The sequence below is a fragment of the Alicyclobacillus shizuokensis NBRC 103103 genome, from assembly GCF_001552255.1.
Classification (GTDB): domain Bacteria; phylum Bacillota; class Bacilli; order Alicyclobacillales; family Alicyclobacillaceae; genus Alicyclobacillus_G; species Alicyclobacillus_G shizuokensis.
Window position 1 is genome coordinate 1 of sequence record NZ_BCQV01000021.1, and the last position, 23047, is coordinate 23047.

General features: G+C 59.5%; 21 protein-coding genes. 9 read left to right on the forward strand and 12 right to left on the reverse strand.

Going from position 1 to position 23047, the window contains the following annotated elements; genetic code table 11:
• Positions 1-109 precede the first annotated feature (109 nt).
• From ASH01S_RS09325 to ASH01S_RS09340, 4 genes are all read left to right on the forward strand, one after another.
• Entirely contained in the window at positions 110-2008 is a 1899-nt protein-coding gene (locus ASH01S_RS09325) for a PrkA family serine protein kinase (RefSeq protein WP_067926944.1), read from the forward strand.
• 39 nt (positions 2009-2047) lie between these two features.
• Positions 2048-3211 carry a sporulation protein YhbH gene (gene yhbH / locus ASH01S_RS09330; protein ID WP_067926948.1) on the forward strand — a complete coding sequence of 388 codons (1164 nt, stop codon included), beginning with the start codon at positions 2048-2050 and terminating at the stop codon, positions 3209-3211.
• A 21-nt stretch (positions 3212-3232) separates the two neighbouring features.
• Entirely contained in the window at positions 3233-4705 is a 1473-nt protein-coding gene (locus ASH01S_RS09335) for a SpoVR family protein (protein ID WP_067926951.1), read from the forward strand.
• Positions 4706-4815: 110 nt separating this feature from the next.
• Positions 4816-5277, forward strand: coding sequence for a hypothetical protein (locus ASH01S_RS09340; protein WP_067926953.1), 462 nt, complete (start codon positions 4816-4818; stop codon positions 5275-5277).
• A 171-nt stretch (positions 5278-5448) separates the two neighbouring features.
• On the opposite strand, the gene ASH01S_RS09345 is transcribed toward ASH01S_RS09340, so the two are convergent.
• Together ASH01S_RS09345 and ASH01S_RS09350 are read right to left on the reverse strand one after the other, a co-directional pair.
• Positions 5449-6405: a DUF2705 family protein gene (locus ASH01S_RS09345; RefSeq protein ID WP_067926955.1), complete on the reverse strand. Its 957-nt coding sequence runs from the start codon at positions 6403-6405 to the stop codon at positions 5449-5451.
• A complete protein-coding gene (locus tag ASH01S_RS09350; RefSeq protein ID WP_067926958.1) occupies positions 6383-7312 on the reverse strand; it encodes an ABC transporter ATP-binding protein in 930 nt (309 codons plus the stop codon). Before ASH01S_RS09350 ends, ASH01S_RS09345 begins: the two co-directional genes overlap by 23 nt.
• A gap of 341 nt (positions 7313-7653) precedes the next feature.
• Between ASH01S_RS09350 and ASH01S_RS09355 the strand changes: the two genes are divergently transcribed.
• Complete coding sequence (locus ASH01S_RS09355; RefSeq protein ID WP_067926960.1) at positions 7654-8328, forward strand: TVP38/TMEM64 family protein; 675 nt, start codon at positions 7654-7656, stop codon at positions 8326-8328.
• A 296-nt stretch (positions 8329-8624) separates the two neighbouring features.
• Here ASH01S_RS09355 and mtnB read toward each other — a convergent pair whose 3' ends face one another.
• Genes mtnB through ASH01S_RS09370 form a run of 3 tightly spaced genes read right to left on the reverse strand, consistent with a single transcriptional unit; the run spans position 8625 to position 11195 of the window.
• Positions 8625-9293 (reverse strand): methylthioribulose 1-phosphate dehydratase, encoded by a 669-nt coding sequence (gene mtnB / locus ASH01S_RS09360; RefSeq protein ID WP_067926963.1) that lies wholly within the window; start codon positions 9291-9293, stop codon positions 8625-8627.
• 7 nt (positions 9294-9300) lie between these two features.
• Entirely contained in the window at positions 9301-9972 is a 672-nt protein-coding gene (locus tag ASH01S_RS09365; protein ID WP_067926966.1) for an MtnX-like HAD-IB family phosphatase, read from the reverse strand.
• A complete protein-coding gene (locus ASH01S_RS09370; RefSeq protein WP_067926968.1) occupies positions 9969-11195 on the reverse strand; it encodes a 2,3-diketo-5-methylthiopentyl-1-phosphate enolase in 1227 nt (408 codons plus the stop codon). Before ASH01S_RS09370 ends, ASH01S_RS09365 begins: the two co-directional genes overlap by 4 nt.
• 394 nt (positions 11196-11589) lie before the next feature.
• Between ASH01S_RS09370 and ASH01S_RS09375 the strand changes: the two genes are divergently transcribed.
• Positions 11590-12132 (forward strand): 1,2-dihydroxy-3-keto-5-methylthiopentene dioxygenase, encoded by a 543-nt coding sequence (locus ASH01S_RS09375; RefSeq protein ID WP_067926971.1) that lies wholly within the window; start codon positions 11590-11592, stop codon positions 12130-12132.
• Between the two features lie 82 nt (positions 12133-12214).
• Here the strand turns inward: ASH01S_RS09375 and ASH01S_RS09380 are convergent, their stop codons facing one another.
• The 7 genes from ASH01S_RS09380 to ASH01S_RS09410 form a co-directional block, all read right to left on the reverse strand.
• The gene (locus ASH01S_RS09380; RefSeq protein ID WP_067926974.1) at positions 12215-12448 is read right to left on the reverse strand and encodes a hypothetical protein; all 234 of its coding nucleotides are present in this window, start codon (positions 12446-12448) and stop codon (positions 12215-12217) included.
• A gap of 172 nt (positions 12449-12620) precedes the next feature.
• Positions 12621-12965 (reverse strand): CHY zinc finger protein, encoded by a 345-nt coding sequence (locus ASH01S_RS09385; RefSeq protein WP_067926977.1) that lies wholly within the window; start codon positions 12963-12965, stop codon positions 12621-12623.
• A gap of 57 nt (positions 12966-13022) precedes the next feature.
• Entirely contained in the window at positions 13023-13841 is an 819-nt protein-coding gene (locus ASH01S_RS09390) for a carbohydrate ABC transporter permease (RefSeq protein WP_067926980.1), read from the reverse strand.
• Positions 13838-14668, reverse strand: a complete 831-nt coding sequence (locus ASH01S_RS09395) for a carbohydrate ABC transporter permease (RefSeq protein ID WP_067927078.1) — start codon at positions 14666-14668, stop codon at positions 13838-13840. Before ASH01S_RS09395 ends, ASH01S_RS09390 begins: the two co-directional genes overlap by 4 nt.
• 102 nt (positions 14669-14770) lie before the next feature.
• The gene (locus tag ASH01S_RS09400; protein ID WP_067926983.1) at positions 14771-16042 is read right to left on the reverse strand and encodes an ABC transporter substrate-binding protein; all 1272 of its coding nucleotides are present in this window, start codon (positions 16040-16042) and stop codon (positions 14771-14773) included.
• A 325-nt stretch (positions 16043-16367) separates the two neighbouring features.
• Positions 16368-17396 carry a LacI family DNA-binding transcriptional regulator gene (locus tag ASH01S_RS09405; protein WP_067926985.1) on the reverse strand — a complete coding sequence of 343 codons (1029 nt, stop codon included), beginning with the start codon at positions 17394-17396 and terminating at the stop codon, positions 16368-16370.
• A gap of 185 nt (positions 17397-17581) precedes the next feature.
• A complete protein-coding gene (locus tag ASH01S_RS09410) occupies positions 17582-19219 on the reverse strand; it encodes a phospholipase D-like domain-containing protein (RefSeq protein ID WP_245629019.1) in 1638 nt (545 codons plus the stop codon).
• Between the two features lie 135 nt (positions 19220-19354).
• Here ASH01S_RS09410 and ASH01S_RS09415 point away from each other — a divergent pair, with 135 nt between their 5' ends.
• From ASH01S_RS09415 to ASH01S_RS09425, 3 genes are read left to right on the forward strand one after another with little or no spacing between them, the layout of a single operon-like run.
• Complete coding sequence (locus ASH01S_RS09415) at positions 19355-20809, forward strand: spore germination protein (RefSeq protein ID WP_067926992.1); 1455 nt, start codon at positions 19355-19357, stop codon at positions 20807-20809.
• Positions 20806-21909, forward strand: a complete 1104-nt coding sequence (locus ASH01S_RS09420) for a GerAB/ArcD/ProY family transporter (RefSeq protein ID WP_067926995.1) — start codon at positions 20806-20808, stop codon at positions 21907-21909. The genes ASH01S_RS09415 and ASH01S_RS09420 overlap by 4 nt, the downstream gene beginning before the upstream one ends.
• Positions 21906-23042, forward strand: a complete 1137-nt coding sequence (locus ASH01S_RS09425; RefSeq protein ID WP_169794214.1) for a Ger(x)C family spore germination protein — start codon at positions 21906-21908, stop codon at positions 23040-23042. The genes ASH01S_RS09420 and ASH01S_RS09425 overlap by 4 nt, the downstream gene beginning before the upstream one ends.
• Positions 23043-23047 lie beyond the last annotated feature (5 nt).

The following is a 23047-nucleotide window of genomic DNA, read 5'->3' on the forward strand; positions in this document are numbered from 1 at the left end:
TAAATACGGCGCGTATCCTCGGATACTGGGACAGTGTTGGCGAGCAGGTCTCGTTACTCGAGGCGATGAACCACGAGGGCTCGGGCCCGGACAAAAGGGGGATGACGTCATGAGCTTTCTCTCTCGTCTCAATGCGTATCGGGCCGAAGAAGAGGAGTTGCGCTGGGAAGGAACCTTTCTTGATTACCTGGAGATTGTCCGCCAAAACCCCGACGTGGCGAAGACGGCCCATAACCGGATTTACGATATGATTGCGGACGCCGGCATTGAGACCGACGCGGACGGACGCCGCCACTATCGGTTTTTTGAACGCGAACTGTTCGGCCTGGACGCCACGATAGAGCGGTTGGTTGAGGAGTATTTTCACGCTGCGGCCCGTAGGCTCGAGGTGCGCAAGCGCATCCTGTTGCTCATGGGACCGGTCAGCGGCGGAAAATCCACCATTGTCGCCATGCTCAAGCGCGGCCTGGAGCGGTACAGCCGCACCCCGCAGGGCGTCCTGTACGGCATAAAAGGCTGCCCGATGCACGAAGAGCCGTTGCATCTGATTCCGGAGGCGCTGCGCGATGAGTTTGCGGCCGAGTACGGTGTCCGCATTGAGGGCAACCTCTGCCCTGCCTGCCAGCTGCGCTTGGAACTGGACTTTGGCGGGGACATCGAGAAGGTACCCGTGGAGCGCGTCATTCTGTCGGAAACCAAGCGCGTGGGCATCGGCACCTTCAGCCCGTCTGACCCCAAGTCCCAGGATATCGCGGACCTGACCGGCAGCATCGACTTTTCCACCATCACGGAGTACGGATCGGAATCCGATCCGCGCGCATACCGTTTTGACGGCGAATTGAACAAGGCAAACCGCGGGCTGATGGAGTTTCAAGAGATGCTCAAGTGCGACGAGAAGTTCCTGTGGCATTTGCTGAGTCTGACCCAAGAAGGCAACTTCAAGGCTGGTCGGTTTGCTCTGATATCCGCGGACGAGATGATTGTCGCCCACACTAACGAGGCGGAATACCGGGCGTTCATCGCCAACAAGAAGAACGAAGCGCTGCAGTCGCGCATGATTGTCATGCCCATCCCGTACAACCTGCGAGTGGACGACGAGGTCAAGATCTACGAGAAGCTGGTCAAGCAAAGCGATTTGCGAGGCATTCACATTGCCCCGCACGCTCTGCGCACGGCGGCCATCTTTTCGATCTTGACCCGCCTGCGCGAGTCCAAGAAGCAGGGCATCGATCTGCTGAAGAAGCTGTATGTGTACAACGGCCAAGTTGTGGAGGGCATCAAGGACGCGGATGTGAAGGAGCTCAAGGAAGAGTTCCCGGACGAGGGCATGTTCGGGCTGGACCCGCGTTACATCATCAACCGCATCTCGACCGCCCTGGTCCGCCAGGACACCACCTGCATCAACGCCTTGGACGTGCTGCGGGCCATTAAGGACGGGCTGGATCAACACGCGTCGATTTCGAAAGAGGATAAACAGCGCTTGCTCAATTTCATTGCGACGGCCCGCAAGGAGTATGACGAGATGGCGAAGACCGAGGTGCAGAAGGCGTTCGTCTACTCCTTTGAGGAATCGGCCAAAACCCTGCTGGAGAACTACCTGGACAATGTCGAGGCGTACTGCAGTTGGCAGAAGATCAAGGACCCGTTGACCGGCGAGGAGATGGACCCGGACGAGAAGTTGATGCGTTCGATTGAAGAGCAGATTGGCATCTCCGAGAACGCGAAGCGCAGCTTTCGCGAGGAGATCCTCATTCGCATTTCGACCTACGCGCGGCGTGGCAAGAAGTTCGACTACCGCTCGCATGAACGGCTGCGCGAGGCGATAGAGAAGAAGTTGTTTGCTGATTTGAAGGACATTGTGAAGATCACGACATCGACCAAGACCCCGGATGAATCGCAGCTGAAGAAGGTCAACGAGGTCGTGGCCCGGTTGATTGATGAACACGGCTACTGCGCGGTCTGCGCGAACGAGCTTTTGCGCTACACCGGCAGCCTGCTCAACCGATGAGCGGTTTTCGAGCACCCTGGTGTGAGAGGAGGGAGCGTGATGGCGGCCTCGCAGTTCACCCTCAGCAAGGAAGACTGGTCCCTGCACCGAAAAGGGTACCAGGACCAGGAACGGCATCGAGAAAAGGTCAAGCAGGCCATCAAGGAGAATCTGGCAGACCTTATCAGCGACGAAGGCATCATCATGAGCGATGGGCGGCAGATTGTCCGGATTCCAATCCGTTCCCTGGAGGAATACCGGTTTCGCTACAACTTCAACAAGAGCAAGCAGGCCGGCACGGGCAAGGGGGACTCCCAGGTGGGTGACGTGATTGCCTCCGATGGGCCGCCGCAGCCCGGACAGGGGCAGGGAGCCGGCAACCTGCCCGGCGTGGATTATGTGGAGGCGGAGGTGGCGCTGGAGGACATCGAAGCGGAGCTGTTTTCCGAGTTGACCCTGCCCAACCTCAAGCCCAAGTCGCCGGATGACGTGGTGGCGCGCGACATCGACTTCCGCGATGTGCGAAAAACCGGCCTGGCCAGCAATATCGACAAGAAGCGCACGCTGCTGGAATCGCTTCGTCGCAGCCAGCGGGAATCCGCTCGCCAGGATGGACTAAACTGGCGGATACGCCCGGACGACTTGCGCTACAAGACCTGGGAGGACGTGGAGGAGCCTGATTCCCAAGCTGTGGTGCTCGCCATGATGGACACGTCAGGCAGTATGGGGCTGTTCGAGAAGTACTGCGCGCGCACATTTTTCTTCTGGATGACGAGGTTTTTGCGGACCAAGTACGAGACGGTGCAAATCCGCTATATCGCCCACCACACGGAGGCGCGCGAGGTCAGCGAGGAGCACTTCTTCACCCGCGGGGAGAGCGGCGGCACCATCTGCTCATCGGCTTACGAGTACGCGTTGACGCTCATCGAGAAAGAGTATCCGCCGCAGCGGTACAACATCTACCCGATACACTTCTCGGACGGGGATAATCTGACTTCGGACAATGAGCGGTGTGTGCGGCTGGTGGAAAAACTGTGCGAACAATCGCAAATGTTTGGCTACGCGGAAGTCAATCAGTACGGTCGCGGGTCCACTCTGATGAACGCCTTCGGGAAGATCAATCACCCGTATTTCCGGACCGTCGTGATCCGCGAGAAGGCTGGAATCTACCAAGCCCTGAAGGCGTTTTTCAGCGTCCGCGACGACACCTCGCGGCCGGCGTGACGGCGATGGGGAGGGGCTTGGATGAACGACGCGGAGCTGAAGGAACTGGAGCGCTCGATAGAGTGGATCATGGAGATTGCGGACGGGTTCGGCCTCGATTACTTTCCGATGCGGTACGAGGTGTGCCCGTCCGATGTCATCTATACGTTCGGCGCGTACGGCATGCCGACACGGTTCAGCCACTGGAGTTTCGGGAAGGCGTTCCATCGCCTCAAGCTTGAGTACGATTTCGGCCTCAGCCGCATCTACGAGCTGGTCATCAATTCGAACCCGTCGTACGCGTTTTTGCTGGACGGAAACACGCTGCTGCAGAACAAGACGGTCTGTGCGCACGTGCTCGGCCACTCCGATTTCTTTAAGAACAATATCGCCTTTGCCCAAACCTCGCGGGACATGGTGGAGAGGATGGCGGCGAACGCGGAGCGGGTGCGCCGGTACGAGCTGGAGTACGGGCGGCAGCGGGTGGAACAGGTGTTGGACGCCGGTATCGCCCTGCAGCAGCATGTGGACGCCTCGTGGCACGCGGATACGGTGCGGCGCGAGCGGATGCGACGCCTGTGCGAGGACAAGTGGCAGCGGGCGCGCCCGCGCACGGGACCTTACGACGATTTGTGGCAGATTGGCGAGGAGAACGGATGGAACGGGACGGATGGGCAAGCGAAACATGGGGGCGACGAGGCGGGGGCGGACGCTTATGCCCGACGCTCAGCGCAACGGATGCTGGTCCCGGAACGTGACCTGATGCTGTTCCTCATCGACTACAGCCGGGTGCTCGAGGAGTGGGAACGGGATATCCTCTCCCTGCTCCGGGAAGAGATGCTGTACTTTTGGCCGCAGCTGGAAACCAAGATCATGAACGAGGGCTGGGCGACCTATTGGCACCTGCGCATCATGCGCGAGATGGATTTGACGGACGCGGAGGCCGTCGATTTCGCGCAGATGCACGCCGGTGTCGTGCTTCCTTCGCGCACCACCATCAACCCGTATCAACTGGGACTGGCCATCTGGGAGGATATTGAGAAGCGTTGGAATGACCCTACAGAGGAGGAGCGGGAACGGTTTGGTCGGGAACCGGGCCAGGGTCGGGACAAAATGTTTGAGGTGCGCGAGACGGAGACGGACGTTTCTTTCCTGCGCAACTACTTGACCAAGGAACTGATTGAAGACCTGGATCTGTACCTGTACCAGAAGATAGGAAATGAATGGAAGGTTGTGGAGACCGATTGGGAAAAGGTGCGCGATCACCTCTGCGCCTCGCGGGTCAATGGCGGCATTCCGGTGATTTGGGTGGCGGACGGGGATTACCACAACAACGGTGAGTTGTACCTGAAGCACGGTTATGAAGGGGTGGAACTGGACCTCAAGCACGTCGAGAAGACGCTGCCGTACGTGCACCGGCTGTGGGGACGCGGCTGCCACCTGGAGACGGTGGTGGACGACCGGGCGGTCCTGTTCAGTTACGACGGTAGGCGGGTGCAGCGCAAGTTTTTGTAACCCCATATCGCCGGCGAGTCGAGTGGATGGACCGTCCATTAAATTCGGTTGATTCCCGTGCTTTCATGTTATACTGCAAACAACGATAGAAATGGAAGGCAGGGTATGCATTGCGCATCCAATCACGGGGAGCATTGGCGGTAGCGGCGGCGGTGCTGGGGATTGCGGGTTTGCTGGTGCAGGCGGGATTGGGCAACCGCGGCGGTGTGGTGACGGTGGCGGCTTGGATCATCAACATCCTCCTGCTTGTGCTGCTGTTTTGGGCGGGGCGACTGGCGAAACAGCACGCCTGGCGGCCGGTGTGGACAGGCGCGTGGGTGGGGGCGGTGTATGGGGTGTTTCGCGGCTTGGCCGGTTTTTTCACCCATGTAACGGCGGAGCAGTTGCAGAAGAGTTCCCATGGGCAATTGTCTCAGGATGCTATCGAGAAAGCGGTGGCCTTGGCCAACTCGACGACCACCCACTTCATTTCCCTTGTGACCATGATTGTGGTGTGGGCCATTGTCGGACTGATTGTGGCGTGGCTGGGCGGATCGACCACACGGCGGATGGTCGACGAGGACCGCGAGTAGGCAGGCCTGGGCGCCGGATTCATAAGCCATCCAATACGAATGTCACCGTGGGGCGGTGGGAGATCGGAACTAACTCAGTGGTTCAGCGCTTGGTGGATGCTGCGCCAAGCCGCACCGCCGACATCAAGGCGCGCGCGGCTTAGCGGCTGGCATCCGCTTGTGCGGCAGGCATCACCCGTTTCCGGATACGTCGCGGCGGGTGAAGGTCAACCATGAAACCACATGGAAGATGACAAAGTACACCGCCAGCACGATGATGGAGAAGGTCAGAGTCATCCCCTTCACCACCGGTGTCCCTTCCATGTACTGGGTGAGGTCGGTGTTGGCAAAGAGAATGAATTTGACCCAGGTGTGGTTGCTCAGAACTTCCACCAGCGTACTGCCGACGAACAGGAGCAGGAGCGAGATGGCAATGGCCAAGCTGCTGCTGCGCAACAGGACGGAAATCATGAACGAAATGGTGACAATCATCAGCAGGTTCACGCACTTGAGCCCGTAGGTCGAAAGGACATGCGCGAACATCGGCATCTGATGAATGTGGCCGGACGTGTCCGCGTACAGGTACGGGGTGGCAAAGCCATCAAAGCCAAACACGATGCCGCCGACCAGCCATGCGGCGACGGCCAGTTCCACAATCAAGGCGAGTGCGAACAAGAGACTGGCGGCGTACTTGGCCATGAGGATTTTGCTGCGACGAACCGGCCGGATGAGCAGCAGTTTGATAGCCCCGGACGAGAATTCGCTGGCGATGATGTCCGCCGCCACGACCGCGGCGAACAAGGTGACCAGCACCATCAACGAAGCGGCGCTATTGGTGAAATCCCAGGCCGAGTTCTTGGCCGGAGGGATGTCGTGGTCGAGCCGGTACTGGTTTTCGTTGATCTGAGTCTGCAATTGGGTTCTGGTGCTGGCTGGGAGCTTGTCCCCGGAACGGTCGAGGGTCTGCTGCAATTGCTGGTTCTCCTGTTTCAACTCCTGCCGCCAGCTCGTATGCGTGGCTTGCGAGTGGGACGCCTTGTCGGTCAGCGCAGCCATCGCGATGACCGCGAGCAACAGGAGGGCGCCGAAAATCCAGGTGCGCAGCCGGCGGTAGATTTTCACGTTTTCATTGTGAATGAGCTGCAGCATGCTGCCCACCTCCTGTCACTTCGAGGAATTGGTCCTCCAGGCTCTTGGTCCGACTCTGGATGGCGTACACCGCGACACCGTGCTCGACCAACCGGCGGTTGATCTCCGGGATATCGTCGCGCGCGGCGGCAAGACGCAGCGTTTGCCCGCTCACCTCGACTTCGGTCTGCCCACAATCCGCCAACACCTGTCTGGCGATGTCGGCCGCATCCACCTCAAACTCCACCAACTGGGCCTCCTGATGGGCCTGCTCCCGCACCGTCTGCACCTGCACCAAGCGGCCGTTCTGGATGATGGCGACGCGGTCGCACATCAGTTCCATCTCGGTCAATAAGTGGCTGGACACGATAACGGCCACCCCTTGATCCTCGGCCAGGTGGCGAAGGTGATCACGCAGTTCGCGGATACCGGCCGGATCGAGCCCGTTGGTGGGTTCATCGAGGATGAGGACAGACGGGTTGTGCAGCAACGCTTGCGCCAGACCGAGACGTTGACGCATGCCGAGCGAGTAGGTCTTCACCTTTTTGTGTATGGCCGATTCCAATCCGACAAAACGTACAATCTCGTCAATCCTGTCCTTGCCTATCCCTTTGTGCATGCGCGCGTACAAACGCAGGTTGTCGTAGCCGGACAGGAATTTGTACATTTCAGGATTTTCTACTATTGCGCCGACGTGGCGGATTGCCTCTTCAAACTCGGTGCGAATATCGTGGCCGTGGATGCGCACATGTCCGTGGGTGATAGAGATGAGTCCCACCATCATGCGGATGGTCGTGGTCTTGCCCGCCCCGTTGGGGCCCAGCAGACCAAACACTTCGCCGGGTTGGATGTCCAGCGAGAGGTGGTCCACCACAGGCCTGCGGCCGAGGGTCTTGGTCAATTCCCGGATTTCGACTGCCGCCGGCATGCTTCAACCTCCTTGCGTATCGGGATTTGTTTGGATGCAGGGTCCATCATAGCATAGTTCTGTATGTTATGGTTGAGAACTTTGTCGAAGGGGCGAGGAAGATTGGCTGCGGACATGGGTTCTGGGGTCAGGAATTCCTGAAACGCGGCTGTTTCGGTTATGCTATCTTATATTAGGGGATTTGGGTGTTCGTGGGGAGGTGTCCCATCACGACCGGGAAGGCCGCGTCAAACGAAGGTGGTAGCGCCCAATCGCAGAAAGTCGGCCGTGGGCGCGCCGAGGCATGGACAGCAACAGCTGGCCGCCAGTCTGGGGGTTCTGGGGCCGCGGATGGGCGTCATTTGGCTGTACCCCGGCCCAAGGTAGTCGGGTTACGCGAAATTGCGGTGACGGTTGTCTTGTTTGCGGTAGGTGTGGCCTGCGTTGTGGCGTTTTTTCACTACGACCAATCGGATAGGCTGTCCAGGCTGATCATCGCCTCTGGTCCGCTTGCCAGCGTCATCGGGATCATCCTGATGACCATCTTTTGTATCATTCCGGTGCCCTCGGAGTTTCTCATCGTCATCTTAATGAAAATCTTCGGACCGTGGCTGGGTAGCCTGTACAGTTGGGCGGGCTCCATGCTGGGAGCCATGACGACGTTTTGGCTGGCCCGCCGTTACGGGGGAAAGATGCTGCGCCGCTTCATCACCGAGGAGCGGTTTCAGCAGGTGAATGAGTGGATTGGCCGCGGCGGGCCGCTCGGCCTGTTGTTGGCGCGCGTGGTTCCGCTGCCATTCATCGTCGTCAATTATACCGCCGGCGTCATGAAGTCGGTCCGTACATGGGATTACTTCTGGACATCGGCGGTGGGTGGCATTCCCTATTACGTGGGAGCGGCTCTGGTGTTTCTCGGCGTCTCCAAGCGCCGCTACCTGATCTGGCTCGTCATCGGCGGGATTGTCATCGTCCTGATTTGGATAGGCGGATATTTGCTCAACCGCCATGTGCGCAAACTGAAACGGTGGGCTCATTGAGCCAGGCCGAGGTAGCCCCGCGAGGACGTTATGCTCCTGCTCCAACAGGCCAGCCATCGCTCCTGCCAGGATAGGCGCTTGGCTCCGTCTTGAAGATCATGGAGTCCGCTTCTGAACTGGACTGCATGGGGGTGCCCTGTACGCCTAACGTGTGCTCGGCTTCCGTCCGACCGGCGTACACTAACTATTTGTTCATGGGCATTCTCCTCTTCCATGTCTGCGGCCAGTCTCTCTCGTTCTGTCGCTGGCCGCCTGTTCCGCCCGGCTGTCAGCGAACTGTTCGGCCGGCAGCGGTTTCAGTCTGCGATGCGCGCATCGGTCGCTTTCGGGAGGGCGTACTGAAGCCGCAGCAGATGGTATTCGAACAACCACTCCAGCGCCTCCAGGTGCCGCTTGGCGTCAGATGGGGTCCGTCCCCACGCGTAGATGCCGTGGTTGCGCACCAGCACACCCGGGACATCGGGGTGGGCGACGGCGGCGACCGCGCCGGCCAGCCGGTTGAGGTCCGCGTGGTTCTCGACAATCGGCACCTCAATCCGCGCGTTTTCCTCCCAGTGGCCGAGCGCTTTGAGCAGTTCGTAGCCTTGCAACGGGACCGCCCCGGCCGAGAAATACAGGTCGGACGCCAAGTTGTTGTAGAGCGTGTGAACGTGCAGCACCGCGCCACAGCCCATACGGGTGTACAGCTGCGTGTGAACCGCCGTCTCGGCCGAGGGCTTTTCTGTGCTGGCTTCGACGAGTTGGCCGTGCTCGTCCACCAAAATCACGCCGTCCTCCGACAGGTGCTGTTTATCCCAACCGCTCGCCGTGATGGCGATGACCAGCGGGGCGTCGGTGACCCTCACCGACAGGTTGCCGCTGGTGGCCGGAAGCCAACCGCGCGCGGCCAGCTCGCCGGCCAGTTGGCAGACCTTCTGCCGCGCCGCGCGCACCGCAGGCGCGGCCGGATCGACCGAAAATGCCATGCCCCGATTACTCCTTCCATACAAGGTCCGTCGTCAAGTGGCCGATTATGTCGTAAAACGTCTCAAAGGCGGCATGCCTCAGGCCGAGGCTGCGGCACGCCTGCAGGAGTTTGTCCCTGGCGAACACGAAGTCGGCCAGTTGCGCCTGCTTCAGGTCCGTCACGCCGTCGCCAATCACCACCACGCGCTCGCCAGGGCGGCGGGTGCGGCGAATCACGGTGGGTTTACACAACCCGCAGCCGCCGTCGCACGCCTCATCGCAGGGCACACTCCAGACCACCCGCAGGTAGGGCCCCGCATCATCCAGACGATTGCAGTAGACGGACACCACATCCTGGTACGGCTTCAGCGCCGGATGAACAAAAAAGTCGAAACCGCCGCTGACCACCGTCAGCCGCCAACCGCGCTGGCGGCATGTCGCCACGAATTCCGCGAAGCCTGGGCGGACGCGCGTCTCCTGGCGGGCAAACGCCTGGATCTGGGGCAACAGGTGGGACGGGATCTCGGCAAACATCGCTTCAACCCCCTGCCGCACGGACCACTCGCCAGCGGTGACCTTGTCCACAATCGCCTGCCCGGTCTCGGGCAGGAAGTGGCGGACGATGGCACCAATCATGTCCTGTTGGGCGATGGTGCCGTCAAAGTCGCAGTAAAAGGCGAGGCTTGGGGCGCCCCTCATGCCGGCAACCCCCACCGCTCAAGCGCCAGGCGCAGGGGCTCGCTGGCCTCCGCCGCCTCTGCCAGCGGCACCCCTTGGGCCACGGCCTCCGCCGCGGCGAGAAACGCGCGACCGCCGCCTGTGGCGCCTTGGGGATGGCCGTGGATGGCCCCGCCGGCGTTGAGAATGACGTTGTGCCCGAAGTCGCGCACGATGTTCGGTACCAGTCCCGGGTGCACGCCGGCCGACGGAGCCGGCAACACCGTCCGCAGACCGTTGGTTTCGCGCAGGGCCGCGACCAGCGCCTGTCCCTCCTCGACCGGCAGCGTGACCGATCCGTACGGTGACGGGAAGATGGCGACATCGGCGCCGGCAAGGCGCATCAGCTGACCGAGCACGATGTGCGAGGCGATACCGTGGTGGGGAGCGCCGTAGAGGGCCCCGGAGATGGCGGGGTGGGCCAGGATGGGCACCGCCACTTCGGGGTCTGCCGCCAGGTGCTGCAGCGCATCGTAGCCGAAGGCCACGACGTTCAGCAAGAGGGCGCTGGCTCCCAGCTCGACCAAACGTCGGGCCCTGTCCCGCAGGTCGAAGATGGGGCCGCTCAGATTGACCGCGTACAACACCGGTTTGCCCAGTTCATCTTCAATTTCAGCGGCTGCCTCGCGGAAACGTTGCACCCGGGCCTCCGGTGCCGCCAGGGTTTCGCTGAAGAAAATCTCGTCGTCTTTGATGAGGTCCACGCCGCCCAAGGCTTGCTCGCGAAAATGCCCGGTCAGCTCTTCAAGGGTCTGGCCGATGCAGGACTTGAAGATGCTCATGACCAGCGGGCGCTCGCCGACGCCGAGGCGTTCGCGCACACCCTGGACGCCGAGTTTAGGACCGGGGAATTGGCGTACGTAGGCCGTAGGCAATCGCAGGTCCACGAGCCGGATGACGCCGTCCATCGACAGCTTGCCGAAGACCGTGGTCAATAGCGCGGCGATGCTCGGCACCAGGTTGGCGACGGGGTAGCCGATGGTGATGCGGGCGCGGACCCGGTCTGCCGTGAGTTCCTCCTGTATTTCAATTCCTTCCACCACACCACGATACGGTTGCATGGAGGCCTGTTTCGCGGCGGGCAGGTCGGTCCAAGACCCGACGGTCAGGCCGACTGCGATGCCTTCGGCCCGCTTTTCCAAGGCGCTCGGCTTGTCCTCCAATTCGTAGGTTGCCAGCACATACGGGGCCGTATGGTTGTCCATATGGAGCCTCCTCTCCGGTATATCGGGCCGCCTGCGTGCAAATGGGCTGCGGACAACGGTTGGATAGGTTGGATCAAGTGGCAAACCCAGCAAAAAAGCGCCCCTTTCCGTCAGAAAGAGACGCACCCGCGGCGGTCATCCTTATCCTCCAAGAAAGTCTGCAAGGAATCCGCCCCGCACCCATGGCAGGGCCGGTTGCCGAGCACATCGGCCGGTCCCTTCACGACTCCGGATAGGGTGATGGAATGGTCACTGGCGGCTTATCTGTCCAAGGCGAGATATCCATAATATATAGACGCGTCCCGGGGCTGTCAATGGACTTTGTGTGCGGCGTGTTCTATGATGAGGGCAACCTGCAAGGCTGATGCTGTGCATCCATCGGGAGGTTGAGCAGATGGCGAAGATTCGTGTGAGAAACACGGGAGAAACGATTTCTGAAGAGGCGGCGGTGCGTCGGTTTTTGGACGCCAATCAGGTCTATTACGATCATTGGCAGGCGGAGAAGCTGCCGGCTTCACTGCGGGGCCGGTTTGTATTGAACGAGGCGGAGCAGGAGCAGGTGCTCGCCGCTTTTCAACAGGACATCGAGCAGTTGGCCAAAGCCCGCGGTTATGTGAAGTGGGACGTGATCTCCTTGTCCGAATCCACTCCGAACCTGGAGGAGCTGCTCAAGAAATTCGAGCAGGTGCACACCCACACCGAGGACGAGGTGCGGGCCATCGTGGCGGGCAGCGGCGTGTTCGTCATCAAGGGACAGGGCGACACGGGCTATTTCGATGTCGAACTGGAGGCGGGAGACGTCATCTCCGTTCCCGAGAATAACCCGCACTTTTTCACCCTGACTGATGAGCGCAAGGTTGTCGCCATCCGGCTGTTTATCGATCCGTCTGGGTGGGTGGCGCACCCTTACGAAGACCCGGAGTTTCAGTCGGCGTGAACCGTGAACAAAGACAGGCCGCCTGGGGCAGGCGGCCTTTTCCCATTCGGGCGGGGACGGGAGCCTGTGCGCCAAGTCGAGTTCAGGCGAAGCCCCGCAGGTCCGGCAGCAGCGTCATCAAGGCAAGCAGCGCGAGGAAGACGGTGATGAACACCAGGTCCCGTCTTTGTTCCGGGGTGCGCGCGTCGCGGCGCTTGTATCGCCGCCATCGGCGGGCGGGCACGTGTACCACGCGGCCGAACGGTTTTGGCGCAGCTGATTCGGATGCCGCGAGTCTAAACTTGCGAACCCTATCCGAGCGCTCTTCCGGCAGCATATCCATTCCTCCTTAAGCGTTGACCAGGAGACGGAGCGCCATTCAGGTTGCGCAAAGTCGGAATCGTCCGTCAATATTCAGTATACGCGGTTTGTCACAGATATGCCACAGTTTTGATGAAAAAATGTCATCAATTTGTGCGGGAACAGTGCGAAAGATCACACTCCCGCAGTCAGCGGATCACGGGGGTGTCGAAGTACAAAGGGGCATGCCGGGCGCAGCCTGGATTGAAGCGAGTGCGGCAGTAGGGGCAGCGGCTGGCGCACGCCAGGTACTCTTCTATGGTGAGTTCGGACCCACAGGCGCCACACAGGATGGCCTTTTCATGAAAGTGGTCGGCCGGCCAAGTCTGCGCTGGATGATCTGCCACAGCCTCGTGGCAGAGATGGCAGGGATAATACATTTGGCAGCAGAAAAACTTGATGGCGATGATGTCAAGCACGCTGTGGTAGTGGGCGCAGCGTGTCTCTGCGTCCACGCTGCACCCGTGCACCGAAATGCCATGCACACGGACCATCTGCTTGCCCCCTAGGTTTGGGTTCAGGCTGCTCTCAGTGTATCGCATCCCCGCCCTTTACTTAATAGCCCCTTTGGTCACGTTGCTGACAATCCAACGTTGGAACAACAGGTAGACGATGATCATCGGCAACAGCGCCAGCAGGTAGGATGCAAACGCCAGGTCATAGTTGGTGCTGTACTGCGATTGGAACGCGTATTGCACCAAGGGCAGCGTGTATTGGTTCGGATCGGACAGCATGACCAGGGGCAGCATGAAGTCGTTCCATGCCCACAGGCCGGTCAGAATGGCGACGGTGGCATTCATGGGTCCCAACAGGGGAAACACGATTTGCCAGAAGATCCGCCAGCGACTGGCGCCGTCCACCAGCGCCGCTTCTTCCAGTTCGAGCGGAATGGACTTCAGGTAACCGATGTAGACAAACACGTTGAACGAGATGCCGTACACGATGTAGAGAATGATCAGCCCCACCCGATTGGCCAGTCCGATACTGCTCATTTGGTGAACCAGCGGCAGCATCAGGATGGGAAACGGGACAAACATGGCGGCGAAAAAGTAGTAATAGATGCCCTTGAACAGCGGTGTGTGCATGTTGCGGGCGATGGCGTATGCAACCATCGAGTTGCTCAGCACGGTCAGGACGACCGCGAAAAAGGTGATGAGCAGGCTGTTGCCAAAGGTGTGCCAGTAGTGCGTGATGCTCATCGCCTGCCGGAAGTTATCCCAGTGAATGTGGCTGGGGAACCCTAGCACCGACTGGGCCAACTCCTGTGGCGATTTGACGGCGACGGCGATGGCCATGTAGATCGGAAACAGGATGAACAAGGCTCCAACGATCAGAAAGATCATGGCTGGCCAATTGGTGCGCGTTCTCACAGTTGCACCTCCCGTCCCTGCATGAGGCGGACCTGCGCCAGTGCCACGATGACGAGCACAATCAGGAACACGACCGCGTTCGCCGACTGGTAGGACAGCTCGCCGCCACCCAGGCCGTTAGTGTAGATGACGAACGAGACGGACTGTGTGGCCGTGCCCGGCCCGCCATTGGTCATGCCCACCACCTGGTCGAACACCTGCAGGTAGTTTTTCGCCGCCAGTACCATGTTTATCGTCAGGAAGGGTGCGATGAGCGGCAGGGTGATGCGCCAGAATGTCATCCACGGGGACGCCCCGTCGATGCTGGAAGCCTCATAGACGTCATCCGGTATGGTCTGCAGACCTGCCAAGTATAGCAGCGTGTTGAATGCAGCCCCTTGCCACACGGAGACGATGACGATGCCCACCCAAGCCCAACGAGTGCCCAACAGATTTTGCGACAGGGCGGTCAGGTGCAATTGAGTCGCCACGTCGGGGATAACATTCGAAAACAGGTAGTTGAAAATGAACGAGACAATCAGCGTGCTGAGCACGTATGGCAGGAAAAAGATGGCCTTGAACGTGTTCGGCAGCTTGATGCGTGCATTGAGCGCCAGGGCAATCAGCAGGCTCACTACGTTCACGAGTACAGTGGTGACAAACGCAAACAGGAACGTAAAACCGTATGCGTGCAGCACCTGATGGTCGTGGAACAGGTCGACGTAATTCTTCAGCCCGATGAAATGATAGGGGCCAAACCCATTCCAGTTGGTGAAGCTGAGAAATATCCCGTGCAGGGCAGGCCAGGTATGGAAGTAGAAAAACAGCACCAGCGCGGGAATGGTCATCAACAGATACGGCCAGGACCGGCGCACTGACTTGAGCAACCTCAACACTTCCTCATCTGGCGCCCGGGGCGGTTGACTCGCTCCGCCCCGGACTCGTCGATTTTACTGGTGAGACGCGCTCTGCTGATAGAGGCTGTCGAGCTGTTGCAACAACTGCTGCACCGATTGCTTCTTCGACAGGGCTCCCTGCAGCACCGATTCGTACTGGTTGCCGGCAGCCATGGCGGGCGGGTAGTAGTGGTCGTCGAAATCGACCACCTTGCCCTGGTCAATGTACGGCTGCAGCGGCTTCAAGGCTTCATCCGAATTTTTGACGCCGTTCACGGTTGAGAACAGACCTGCCGCATTGGCGTACTGCGCGGCGTTCTTTTTCTCCAGAAGGAAATCGATGAATTTCATGGCGGCCTGTTCCTTGGCCGTGTTGCCGCTGTTGGTGACGGTCAGCAGCGAGTCGACACCAGAGACCATCTTCAATTTGCTGGGGTCGTTGGTCGCCGGCACCACAAACGTGCTGAGTTTGATGTTCGGGTTGGCCTGGCGAATGACCGGAAGAGTCCAGATGCCCTGCGCGTAAAACACCGACTTCCCTTTGGCGAAACCGACATTGGCGTCATTGTAATCAACGCCGAACTGGTTCGACTGCCCATATTTCACGAATTCCTGCATCGACTTGGCGGCCGTCAGATCGCTCTTGGCGAACGTGGTCTTACCGGCCTTCAGATCTTGGATGAACGAACTTCCCTCCGTGTTGGCGGCCAGTGCGTTCCAGATGGGGGCGAGGGTCCACGCATCCTTAAACCCGTTGTAGAATGGTGTGCCGCCAGCAGCCTGGATTTGCTTGGCCTCGTTCATCAACTCGTCCCAGGTTTTCGGGACTTTGAGGTGATACTTGTTGAACAGGTCCACGTTGTAGATGATAGGCACCGCGTTGACCGTGTAGGGCAGGGCGTACGGTGTGTCTTTGCCCACTTCCTGCTCCAGCATCTTTAAGTACACGGGAGACACCTTGTCTAACTCTGGAGCGTTGGAGAGGTCCTTGAAGACCCCGTTCTTCGCCATCTGGATGAACGTCGCGTCGGCGCCCATCGCCACGATATCCGGCATCTGCCCCTTTGCCAGGTCTGACTGCAGCGTCGTATCCGTGTTGGGCGGATTGATCTGCTTGATCTTGATGTTCGGGTTCTGCTTCTCAAAAGCTTTGATCAACTGATTCCATTGGTCGACGACTTCCGGCTTGTTTTGCAGAAAGTTCAGGCTCACCGTGCCCGTCGATCCGCCCGTATTCGAAGTATTCGATGTTCCCGAGCTGCCGCAACCCGTCACGGCTGCAGCCAAGACCAGGGCACTGCCTGCGGCCAGAGACAATTTTTTCATCATCGCTCCCCCTCGTGTTCTCTCCTCAATAGCTGCTCAATACCAGTCTATACGGTTGCTTCCTGTGCAGGGCGTCTGTGGCGCAGGTAGGCCTCACCACCTTTCAGTTGACGGCCGAAGATGACCAATGAGTGGTTGTTTTTGATTATTTTTTGCATCAAATTCTGATGTACGTACGTCAAAATGGACTACTACTTCCCGCTTGCGGTTTCTCCGGTCGGGAACCGCGTTCTGACCACGCAAGCGCTGAGCCGGGTGGCTGAATTCGCTGGAAGCGCAGGGAACGCGCTGTCTCTGCGCCCAAAAGTCAGCCCTTCCCATTGGATCAAATGAAGAAGCGCGCGTTCTCTTTGACAACAACGTCCAGTCTGGTGATGTGCTCGGGACCGTCCGCATCTTCGCTCAGGGCTATGCGGTGGAACAACTTGGTCACCGTAAGGTACCCCTGCGCCTCTGGGTCTTGGCAGATGACCGCGGTTATGGCCCCAGACTGCAGGTGCGTGTAGATCTCCGGGTTCATGTCGTGGCCAATCAGAACGGCCTCCGGGTTGATCTCCTGCTTGAGGTCGGCTACGCGCACCAACTCGGCACTTGAGACATAGATGCCGTCGACGTTTCGCAGGTCATCGGCAAGCGCCTGAATGGTATTGGCCGCATCCGCCAATTCGAACTTGAGCGGACCCACCATGCGGACGTGCGGGTATTCCGCAAGGGCTTCGCGAAACCCCTGGATTTTTTGGTGCGACTGAAACGACGTCCAGGAATCGGTGATCAGGGTGACTTTCCCTTTCCGGCCGACAAACTTACACAGCAGTTCTGCTGCCAGCCGGCCGGCTCGAGTGTAGTTGCATCCGACATAAAACAATCGTTTGCTCGCAGGAGCGTCTGTGTTCAGTGTCACCACCGGGAAGCCCGTGTCGATACAGCGGTCAATGATACCGATGAACTGATCGTCGCTGGCTACCAGCGCCAGTCCGGCAAAGCGGCCGGAATCAATGACCTCCCGCACCCTGTCCACATCCACGTCGGGGGTGTTGTCAATCCTCATCACCTCGACTTGCAGCCCGTAGTCGCGTAGCTCCTGATAAGCCTTCTGGACGCCTCTCTCTACTTGATCCCAGAAAAATGTCGGATAGGTGAACAAGACGATGCCAATCATGATATCGCGCTTGCGCGAGAGCAGGCTGGCTGAACGGTTGACCTGGTAGTTCAACTCCCTGCAAGCTTCCATGACCCGGCGATACGTCTCCGGTTTCACGTGCCCGCGGTTGTTGAGCACCCGGTCGATGGTCGACAGGGAGAGTCCTGTTTGCTCGGCAATCTGTTTCTTTGTCACCCTTGAATCGGCTTTCATCGAGCACAGGTCCTTTCGTGTGGTAACTTTGTTATAATCCATGGGTCTCGTGCTTGTCAATCAAAAATGATGGATAGGGTTCATAATTTTGATGTACGTATGTCAAAGTGCTTCGAGTCCAAGGGCAAGACGCGCCGCGATTGTCGCTCGGCGCGAAGACGTATGCAGTGAACTGGCCCATGCGCTTACAACTGCGGAGCGAACACGCGGGCTGCCCGGTCGAGTGCGCGCTGCCACAACGGTCGCTGGCGCAGGTCCGCCAGGTGGAGCGGCGTCGACGATTCGAGGTCGCGTTCAAACTGGTTGCGCAGGTGCTCGTTTACAGCCTGGCTGTAGATCACTTCCGAGACTTCGAAGTTCATGCGGAAGCTGCGCGGGTCGTAGTTGGCCGCGCCGACCACCGCCACGCTTTCGTCCACGGTCATCACCTTGGCGTGCAGAATTCCGGGCTCGTATTGGTAGATCTCAATCCCCGACTCCAGCAGGCTGCCATAATAGGTTTGGCTGGCGAGTTCCACCAAACGGTGGTCGGGATGTTTCGGGACCAGCAGGCGCACGCGCACTCCGCGCGCCACGGCGGTTTTCATCGCCATGATCAGATCCGCATCGGGGGCGAAGTATGGTGTCGTGATTTCTACCCGCCGCTCGGCCAGCGTGATGCACAGAAAGAACAGCTCCTTCTGTGTCGGGGACGGGCTGTCCGGCCCGCTCGCAATCAATTGCACCAGGGCTTCCGAGCCTTGGCCGGCCAATCCGGCTGCCGCTGGCCCCTGAGCGCCTTCGCGGTGTTCCGAGCCGGCTGGGCCTGGGTCCCGGCTCTGCGTCAAGTCCCCACCGTCAAGGTCTGCGAACTCAACCGAGAGAGCCGGCCGGGTGCGGCGGATGGCGCGCATTCCAGCAAAGCGCCCACGCCAGCGCCAGCGGGCTTGACGCCGGTGATTTGTGTCCGATACGGCCGCACGGTCTTCCGGGGTTGCCGAGTCAGCGGTGGCAATGGACCAGTTCATCTCGAACACCTCGGTCAGCGCGGATACGCCTTCGCCGGTCAAACACAGGTGCGTGTCTCGCCAGTGGCCGATTCCAGGCTTGAGTCCGGTGTACTCGTCGCCGATGTTGATGCCGCCCAAAAACGCGATCTCATCGTCCACCACAACGATCTTGCAATGGTCTCGGTAATTCAGTCGGGGACCAATCCACGGAAAACGCAGTGGAAACAGCGTTCGGCACGCAATGCCGACCGCGGCCATTTCTGCCACAGTTTCTTTGGGGAATTGCCGGCTGCCGACTCCATCGCGGACAAATCGTATCTTGACGCCGGCTTGGGCTCGCTCCATGAGCGTAGCCGTGACCAGGCGCCCCACATGATCCGCGCGGTATATGTAATATTCCATGTCGATGCGGCGCTGGGCAGATTTCAGCGCGTCGACCAGCGCCTCGTAGGTCTCTGGGCCGTTGGTGAGCACGCGCACACGACCAGGCCGCGGCGGTTGCCCCGTAATGCGGGTTAAAGCTGCGGACAACGGTCCGGTCGAGGACGGATTTTCGGTCGCTGCCCATGCAGAGACCAAGCTGTCCGCAGGTGCGTCAGGCGCGGGTGTGTCGTTGCCTCGTTGTTCCGAACTTGTGCGCTGGCGAGCGGATCGACCGACACCCTGGCGGTGGATGCGGACAGGCCAGCTCAAAGCCAGGTACAACAGGGGACCAATCACGGGTGCGACGATGCCGATGACCAGCCAACTGAGGGCGCGCTGAGGTCGAGTGGCCTCCCGCAGGGCAATCGCCATGAGAGCCACAGTTTCAAGAATGTACACCAAAATGAGCACGAGCAATGTGATTCCTCCCCAGCTTGCACCTAGCATGGGTCGGATGTCTGCGGTTTATACCCAACGGGCATAGATATCTGAGCAGTTGGACAGACTACGCCGCGGGCAGGCTCGGGCAGGAAGGAGGTCGGCATGATGCGAACCACACGCGCCTTGCTGCGAGAGATTCATCCTGCGTTTGACGTGGTGGTTCGACCTGTTCCCCCCGCTCACCTGGACGTGGTCTACATTGGCAGCATTGTGGATCACAACCGGGTGGAAGAACGGCTGTTGCGGCCATTGTTGCTCCAGGGCCGGCGACACCACGGTCGGGAAGCTCACCTCTGGCTACAAAACACCTTGGAACTAGGGCAAATTCAGATAGAGAAGGACGCAGTGGCAGCCATGTGCGCTCTGTTGGACAGCAAGGCGGTTCTGTGTCTGGAGCGCGACTATGTGGTCGTGGACGTGACGGCCACGGATCGGCGGCTTCCGCAAGAACCGGAGGCCGAAGTCTCTGTCCGCGGGCCGCGCGACGGATTCACCGAATCTATCGAAACGAACATGTCACTGATCCGTTCGCGCCTTCGGGATCCCGATTTGGCCATGCGCGAGTTCATACTCGGGACCCGTACGCGGACGAAGACGGTGCTCCTCTATCTAGAGGGTGTGGCCAATGGCGAAATCGTGGAGGAGGTGGCCCGGCGCATTCAGCGGATCCATGTCGATGGCGTGTTGGACAGCGGCTTGGTGGAGCAATGGATTGAGGACATGCCGTGGTCGCCGTATCCGCAGGTGCAGGCGACGGAACGCCCGGACAAGGCGGTGTCCGCCCTGCTGGAGGGACGTGTGGTCGTGCTTGTGGACGGAACACCGTTTGTGCTGTTGGCGCCTGCCGTGATGATTACCTTCTTTCACACCGCCGATGACCATGATCACCGTTGGCTGTCCGGGTCTGCCCTTCGCCTCATTCGTCTCTTTGCGCTCATTGTATCCATCTTCGGACCTTCCATGTACGTGGCCTTCACCATGTACAACCCGGAACTCATCCCGCTCAATCTGTTGTTGCAACTGGCCGCCAGTCGCGAAGGCATCCCGTTTCCCATCGTCTTTGAAGCCGCCTTTATGGAGTTGATGGTGGAGCTGGTGCGGGAGGCCGCCAATCGGATGCCGCAGCAGGTGGGGCAATCGTTCACCATTGTCGGCGGCGTGGTGCTCGGAGACATCGCTGTCACGGCGGGCATCGTCAGTCCCATCATGGTTGTTGTCGTCGGCGTGACTGCGCTCGGCGCTTTCGCCATCCCGAATTACGAGGCAGCGTTTATCACCCGCATGATTCGTTTTCCCATGCTTCTCGTCACAGCTGTTTTCGGCATTGTGGGCACGCTTTGGTTCGCCCTCATGGTGGCCGCCCATTTGTGCACCCTGAAATCGTTCGGTGTCCCGTATCTGACGCCGTTCGCCCAAGGAATATCCCGCGAATGGAGGGACACGTTTGTGCGCCTTCCGTTGATTGGCAAAGTGACGGTTCCGGCCACCTACCAGAGTCCATTGGGAGGCGTCGCGGTCGGCTGGCGTCCCCAGCGGGGAAGGAAACGCCGTCCGTCATGATGCGCGGAAGAAATGCACAGACGTATGGCATATTGGTGTTCATCCCGTTGCTCGGCCCGGCCACCTTCGACTGGTTTCCCGATTGGTTGGAGGGCGCGGGCACAAATGTGTGGTGGCTGCTCATGGCCTGGTGGCTCTTGGCGGTGGTCTTGGGCCGGTTGACTGTGGCCGTAATGGCGATAAATCGCGACCACGGCCCACCCCAGCTCCATACCGCCTCCATGCTGGAAACCATGCTGGGCAGATGGGGCGGCCGCCTAGCGAACTTCCTGTGGGCGTTCGTTCTTTGCCTGTACGGGGCACGGGTGCTGCAATCGGGTATCGAGCTGATTCATTACGATGTCCTGCCTTACACCCCGACGTCGGTGTTGATTGTGTTGGGCCTGCTCATTCCGCTTCAATTGTTGGTGGGGGGGGTTGACGCCCTGTTGCGTTACTGTGCGGTTTTGTTTTGGCCTGCTCTGCTGCTCGGCCTGGCCATGTCGATGTTGTGCTTTCGCCGGGCGGATTTCGCCAACTTATTCCCCTTGGCAAATCCAATGCAGGCAGGACAATGGCTGGGCGCCTTGCCGCACGTACTGCAGTTGCTTCCCGGATGGTCGCTGGTTATGCTGTATACGCCGTTGTTCCAAGCGTGGCTGTCCCCCGGAACAGCCTTCCGTGCCTACTTGTTCGGTGGTGGGGGAGTGTTGCTTCTTATGGCCCTGGACTTTTGCATGGTTTTGGCGAACTTTGGCGCTTTCGAAGGCGCCGCCTTGCAGTGGCCCGTCATTGAGGCCATGCGGATGCAACTGGGCATACGCCTGGACGTCATCAACCTCATTCCCATCTTGATTGCCGTCTCCGGTTTGTTAAACTTGTGTGTTTTCGGGGCCTATATGCTGATCCGTCCGTACATTCGGATGCCAAGCGTCGCGCGCGGTTGCCTTGTCCTGGGGACCTGCGGCAGCCTGGCGTGGATTGCGGATGTTTACGTAGGCACATCGAAACTCTATGAGGCCAGCAGCATCGGTTTTGGGTGTGTGCTCGTGGTCGCTTTGAGTGTGTGGTTAACGGTCCGTCACGAGCGGAGCGGCGCGGGGAGCCTGGTCAGGCGGTGAGGCAGAGGGTCTTGTTTATCGCTGTGTTGTTGGCTCTGGTTTTGCCGTTGTCTGGCTGTTGGGACGGTGTGGAATTGCAAAAGCGCGCCATTGTCCTCTTGCTCGGCATCGATCCGGCAGAGCATGGGGGGGTGACGGTATCGGTGCAAATCGCGTTGCCGCACAAGTTGGGAACCATCACCAGCGGTGAGGGGGGCGCCAATCAGGGCAAGACCATCACCGTCAGTCAATCTGGGGCCAGTGTCGGAGAGGCGGTGCATCGAATTCAACTTTCGGTGGACCGGAGGTTGTTCTTTGGCCATCTGCAGGCCGTGATTGTGAATCAGCAGTTGGCCCGGCAAGGGATTAGTCCGGTTCTCAATCCTCTGGTCCAATCGCGGATTGTGCCGCGCAATGCGTGGTTGTGCATATCGTTCGCTTCTGCGGAGCAGATAACGAAGTTCAATCCGCCAACGGACCCGATTCCTGCCCGCTACTTGACCAATTTTTTTACTAACGACATCCTCCTTGACCGCCCCTATGAAGGATCTGTGGGCGGTTTTCACCAGCGTTTGGTCACTCCCGGCGTGGAGCCGTATTCTTTCGCGGTCTTTGCGGATGACCCGTCCTCGTCGCCGCGAATCCACGGGCTCGCCGTGTTTCAAGGGAACCGACTGGTTGGCACCCTGTCCCACAAGCTTGTTTTGGGCTGGACATTTGTCGAGAATCAGTGTTCACGGACGGTTACCGATTTCCGGTGCCCGGAGGGAGACGGAAGGTTTACGGTGAACATCAAATCGGTACACACCGACATTCGCTTTCCCACGGCGGCATCCGGGTTTCAGAAGGTGCAGATTCGCACCCGCCTCGTCGGCGACATCGAAGGGGGCATCTGCGCCAGGCTGCAATCGACGTCGCGTCGCAAGCAATTGGAGCGCGCCGTGTCCAAACAAGTGCAAACCTTCGTTCGAGAGAGCCTCGCGACCAGTCAACGGCGATGGGGAACGGACATCTTCGGACTCGGGCTCACCCTGTACAGGCAACACCCAGATCAGTGGCCTGGCGACAAACAGTGGCGCAAACAGTTCCGGAGCTTGAAGTTCGACATCAAGGCTGATGCGCGACTCCACTACGTACAGACGTACAACGTATAGGGCGC